The 5,140-nt window shown below is 41.8% G+C and carries 5 protein-coding genes; 3 read left to right on the top strand and 2 right to left on the bottom strand.

Going from position 1 to position 5,140, the window contains the following annotated elements; translation table 11 throughout:
* The 3 genes from PX484_RS22495 to PX484_RS22485 all read left to right on the top strand — a co-directional run.
* The coding region (locus tag PX484_RS22495; protein ID WP_288105576.1) for a phenylpyruvate tautomerase MIF-related protein at positions 1-145 on the top strand (145 nt) is incomplete at its 5' end.
* A 367-nt stretch (positions 146-512) separates the two neighbouring features.
* Positions 513-1,625 carry a DUF262 domain-containing protein gene (locus PX484_RS22490; protein WP_002731650.1) on the top strand — a complete coding sequence of 371 codons (1,113 nt, stop codon included), beginning with the start codon at positions 513-515 and terminating at the stop codon, positions 1,623-1,625.
* Positions 1,625-2,281 carry an MAE_28990/MAE_18760 family HEPN-like nuclease gene (locus PX484_RS22485; RefSeq protein WP_287666269.1) on the top strand — a complete coding sequence of 219 codons (657 nt, stop codon included), beginning with the start codon at positions 1,625-1,627 and terminating at the stop codon, positions 2,279-2,281. Before PX484_RS22490 ends, PX484_RS22485 begins: the two co-directional genes overlap by 1 nt.
* Positions 2,282-2,369: 88 nt before the next feature.
* On the opposite strand, the gene PX484_RS22480 is transcribed toward PX484_RS22485, so the two are convergent.
* Both PX484_RS22480 and rimO read right to left on the bottom strand, forming a co-directional pair.
* Positions 2,370-3,809, bottom strand: coding sequence for a DEAD/DEAH box helicase (locus PX484_RS22480; protein ID WP_004268339.1), 1,440 nt, complete (start codon positions 3,807-3,809; stop codon positions 2,370-2,372).
* 41 nt (positions 3,810-3,850) lie between these two features.
* The coding region (rimO, locus tag PX484_RS22475) for a 30S ribosomal protein S12 methylthiotransferase RimO (protein ID WP_288105571.1) at positions 3,851-5,140 on the bottom strand (1,290 nt) is incomplete at its 5' end.

The following is a 5,140-nucleotide window of genomic DNA, read 5'->3' as shown; positions in this document are numbered from 1 at the left end:
TTCCGCCGCTCAAACTAAAAGCATGAGTAGTGATTTTTGTCAAGAAATTGAGGCTTATTTAGGAATACCGAAAAATCGCATTTATCTAGAATTTGCCGAGGCGAAAGGTGATCTTTGGGGATGGAATGGCACTACTTTTGGTTAATTTATGCCAAAATTATCGGAGATAGGGCTTATTTTAACTCTCTGGTTAAGATTTTTGCCTGTTCAATCCAAGCTAACATCACCGCAATATCGGGACATAAATCGCGTCTTTGCAGATTAGCCACCTGAAAATTGATGTTTGTGCCAATTGCGGGGATGAGCCTTTTTCTGTCAACTCTTGAGGTTGACGCGTTTCATTTTTGAATTGGCGGATGGTATTAAAGTAGAATATAGGGATTATACTAAGTATAGAAAAATTACAGCTTTGTTTCTAAAGATGAAGTGTAACCTAATTTGGTATCGAATCCTGACGACCGGCTCCCCAAAACGAAAACTTTGTACTTCACCATTAAGATAACTGCTATAAGATGAATTTATTAGAAGAAGTTAAGGCAAAAACTAAAGAATTTCGTACCGATAACTATCCTATGTCAATCGGAGAGATTATTAGTCTTTATAATAACAAAGAAATGACAATTAATCCAGATTTTCAAAGATATTTTCGTTGGACAATAGCCCAAAAAAGCCGATTCATAGAATCGATACTATTAGGAATTCCTATTCCCTCTATTTTTGTCTATCAGAGAGAAGAAGATAGTGTTTGGGAATTGGTGGATGGATTACAAAGGATTTCAACAATTTTGGAATTTGTTGGCGATTTAAGAGATGAGGACGATGAAACTAAGAAAAAACCGAAACTGGTGCTTCAAGGTACTAAGTTATTACCTAGCTTAAACGGAGTTATGTGGGAAGGTGCAGAGGAAGGAGAGTATAATTTGCCCCCATCTCTAAAAATAGACTTCAAAAGAGCGAAAATACAGGTTCAGATTATCCAAAAAGAATCGGATAAAAATGCTAAGTTTGAAGTTTTTGATCGTTTAAATACCGGTGGCTCTTTTTTATCTTATCAAGAGGTGCGTAATTGTCTTTTGATTATGCTAGATAAAAGCCTATATAAGTGGTTAGAAGACTTGGCAGAAAATGAGAACTTTAAAAATTGTATTTCCCTATCCGAGCGATTAAGACAAGAACGCTACGACTTGGAACTAATTCTTAAATATTTTGCCCTGTCTTCTCCCACATTTGATCCAAAATCATTGAACAAAAAAGAGGTTAATGAATATTTGACTGACTATCTGATAGAATTATGCAATTCCAGGACTTTTGATCGTGTGTTAGAGCAAGAAAAATTCGCTAAAATGTTTTTATTGCTTGATCAAGCGACGAATGAAGATACTTTTACCAAATATGATGGAACAAGATTTAAGGGTAAATTTCTCGATTCTGCTTATGAAGCGATCACCACAGGATTACGAGAAAATATTGATGATTACTCTACTCAAGATATTGAACTGCTAAGAACAAAAATTCAGGAAATGTGGTCAGAATCTGACTTTATTTATAACATCGGTACGGGATCGAGAGCTAGAACTAGAATGCTCAAAATGATTGAATTTGGCAAAAAATATTTTAAAAAGTAATGAGTAAAGATAATAGAACTATCGAAATTCTCCAGAAAAACTTAGATGAAGATATGGCATGGCGAATTAAAGAACTTAGTATTTTAAAAAATAAAATTCCTCCACAAAAAGGAACTGAGCAAGATGTATTAATTAGAGCCGGAATAACCACTCTCTATGCCCATTGGGAAGGTTTTATTAAATATGCAGCAGAATGTTATTTGCAGTTTGTTTCCTTAAAAAAATTAAATTATCATGAACTGGATTACTGTTTCGTTGCCCTTAGTTCTAGAAAATCTATAAATGAGTTAATAAAAACCAATAAATTTAAGTTACAAAAAGAGATGATCAAAAATTTACTTGATAACCTAGAAAATACAGCTTATATACCCTACGAAAATATTATTAACACCAAATCTAATCTCAATTTTGAAGTTTTCACTGATATCTGTACTATTCTAGGAATTGATGATAGTGATTATCAACTGAAGCAGAAAGCTATTGATGAACAACTTCTCACCCAAAGAAATAAAATTGCTCATGGCAAGTATTTAACTATCGATTATGAAGAATACATCAATACTTATAATTTAGTAATTAAATTAATCAGAGATTTTAAAGATGATCTATTAAATGCCGCCGTGACAGAACAGTATAAAAAAGTCAAAAGTATATAGGGTTAATAAGCTATTATAAACATAAAAAAAGTTGATAGACCGTTTTGGTTCTATCAACTCTTAAAATTATCTATTCAAGAACTAAAAATTAACGTTCTTGAAAGACAATTTTTTTGTCCAGGGAAGGACGGTTATTCGACTTAGAGGGGTACTTACTACCACCACTGCGGGGAGTTTTATTAATCACCGGTTTACTGCTCGTCGCTGCGGGAACTTCCCAATCGGTTTTCATCCACTGGGGACAATTTTGATCGTAGATCATTTGCAGGGCAGCCGCTGCGATCGCTTGTGGATCGTATTCTTCACTTAAATCCCGCACTAAAGGCAAGAAAGAAGCCATACGTTCCCCCGATAAAGCCTCTTTTAGCTGATTTTGCAGCTTGGCCAGACGTTTTGCTTCTACTTCCGCACGACTAGGAATGGGACTAGATTCCAGACGTTGACGCAGACGCTGTTCAATCTGACGTAATAAACGCCGATCGATCGGTTCTACTAAAGATATAGCAGTTCCCGTTTTACCGGCGCGGCCGGTGCGGCCAATGCGGTGAATATAGGTTTCGGCATTATCTGGCAGATCATAGTTAATAACGTGGCTGAGATTTTCCACATCTAGACCGCGGGCCGCGATATCCGTGGCTACCACTAATTTAATTTTGCCCTCGCGGAAACGTTGCACCAGTCGTTCCCGTTGCACTTGGCTTAAGTTACCGTGGTATTCATCCACCGTTTGCCCCGCTTCTTGCAGTTTGCTGGTTAATTCGGCTGCGGTTTGCTTGGTGCGGACGAAAATAATCGCCGATTCTAGGGGTTCGATCTCTAACAGGGGTTGCAGGACTTTTAATTTCGTCCAACCGCGAGGGATCAGATAAATTTTCTGCTCGATCTTAGCAGGAGCGGCCTGGGGTTGAGAAACCGTCACAGAAATGGGAGATTTCAAGAAATTAGCGATTAAATCGCGGATTTCCCGGGGCATAGTTGCCGAGAAACAGGCGGTTTGACGGGTGGAGGGGGATGCTTGCAGAATTTTCTTAACATCATCGATAAAACCCATACTGAGCATTTCGTCCGCTTCATCGAGGACTACCCAGTTTAGGGATTCTAGATGGAGTTTTTTGCGATCGAGCAGATCGATTACCCGGCCGGGAGTCCCGACCACAATCTGGACACCTTTTTCCAGACTGCGGATCTGACGTTCCATGGATTGACCACCACAGACTGTCAGGATAAAGAGACGACGATCATCAGAGAAATCTTTGATGGCGCTGGCTACCTGTTGGGCTAATTCCCGGGTGGGGGTGAGGATTAAAGCTTGAACGTTAGGATTTTTGGTGTCCATGCGTTCCAGTAAAGGCAGGGAATAGGCGGCGGTTTTGCCGGTTCCCGTTTGCGACATTCCTACCATGTCATGCCCTTCTAGAAGGAGAGGGATGGCTTTGGTTTGAATTTCCGTGGGGGTGGTGAATCCAAGCGTTTCTAGGTGTTGAAGACGGCTATCGGATAAACCTAAATTGTTGAAACCAGTGGTCATAGGGATTGTTTTGTGGGAATTAAATAAGAAAAATGGAAAAATTAGACTATTTCGCCGTAGAGATCGTAGGTATCGGCCGAAGTGATTCGGACCTGCACGATCGCACCTAGAATCGCCTCACCTGTCACATAAACCAAGCCATCTACTTCCGGGGAAAAACGAGCGGAACGCCCGATTAATTCTCCCGTTTCCGGGTTTTCCTGTTCGATGAGAACATCGACAGTTTGACCGATATAAGCTTGATTTTTGCGTTCCGAGATTGGTTGCTGAGTTAACATCAACCTTTCGCGGCGTTCGTCCATAATTGCCTGTGGCACTGGATTGGGCAGGTCAAAAGCGGCTGTACCTTCTTCGGCGGAGAAGGTAAACACCCCGACGTGATCGAACTCATGACGCTTGACAAATTCCAGCAGATGGCTGAAATGTTCCTCGGTTTCTCCGGGGAAACCGACGATAAAAGTCGTTCGTAAAACCGCGTTCGGGATAGCTTGCTTGATCCGCTCGATAATGCCATCGTTGACTCGTCCTTGCCAGGGACGGTTCATCGCCCGCAGGATGTGGGGATGGGAATGCTGTAGCGGCAAATCTAGATAGGGTAAAACATTCGGGGTCTCTCGGATCGCCTCGATAACCTTTGGCGTTAACCCGGTCGGGTAAGCGTAGTGAACGCGAATCCAAGGTATATCGACTTCTCCCAGCGCTCGCAAGAGTTCCGCTAATTTGGGTTCGCCATATAAGTCTAACCCATAATTGGTTGTTATTTGCGAAATGAGAATTAATTCTTGGACTCCTTGGCTGGCTAATTGTCGCGCTTCCTTGACAATGGACTCGATCGATCTCGATCGCTGATCGCCGCGCAGGTGGGGAATAATACAGAAAGCACAGCGATAATCGCAGCCTTCGGCCACCCGCAGATAGGCGACTCCTTCGGTAGTGGTGCGATAACGGGGCAGATTTTCGTCGGCGATAAAAGTGGGATCGGTGCTGACTTCTTTGACTCGTTCTCCCGTCTCTACCCGTTCGACGATCTCGACAATTTTCTGATAATCCCCCGTGCCGACAATGGCCACGGCTTCCGGCAATTCCGTCAGCAGTTCATCTTGGAAATGTTGGGCCATACAGCCGGAGATAATAATTTTTTTATTAGCTTCCGCCAGTTCCACGAGGGTGCGAACGGATTCTTCTCTAGCTGCTTGAATGAAACTACAGGTATTAACGATAACGTAATCGGCCAACTCCTCGTCATTATCTACGGGATAGCCGGCCTTGGCCAGCAGTCCTAACATATGCTCGGAGTCGATCCGGTTTTTCTCACAGCCTAGGTGTGAGAT

This window comes from Microcystis sp. M49636_WE2 (assembly GCF_030065375.1).
In the GTDB taxonomy this organism is placed as follows: domain Bacteria; phylum Cyanobacteriota; class Cyanobacteriia; order Cyanobacteriales; family Microcystaceae; genus Microcystis; species Microcystis aeruginosa_C.
The sequence above is the reverse complement of the archived record's forward strand: the minus strand, read 5'-3'. Positions and strand labels throughout refer to the sequence as shown.

What these genes read in the sequence shown, in the direction of transcription:
- PX484_RS22490 (WP_002731650.1), top strand. Translation starts at nt 513, where the DNA reads ATGAATTTATTAGAAGAAGTTAAGGCAAAAACTAAAGAATTTCGTACC.
- PX484_RS22485 (WP_287666269.1), top strand. Translation starts at nt 1,625, where the DNA reads ATGAGTAAAGATAATAGAACTATCGAAATTCTCCAGAAAAACTTAGAT.
- PX484_RS22480 (WP_004268339.1), bottom strand. Translation starts at nt 3,809, where the DNA reads ATGACCACTGGTTTCAACAATTTAGGTTTATCCGATAGCCGTCTTCAA.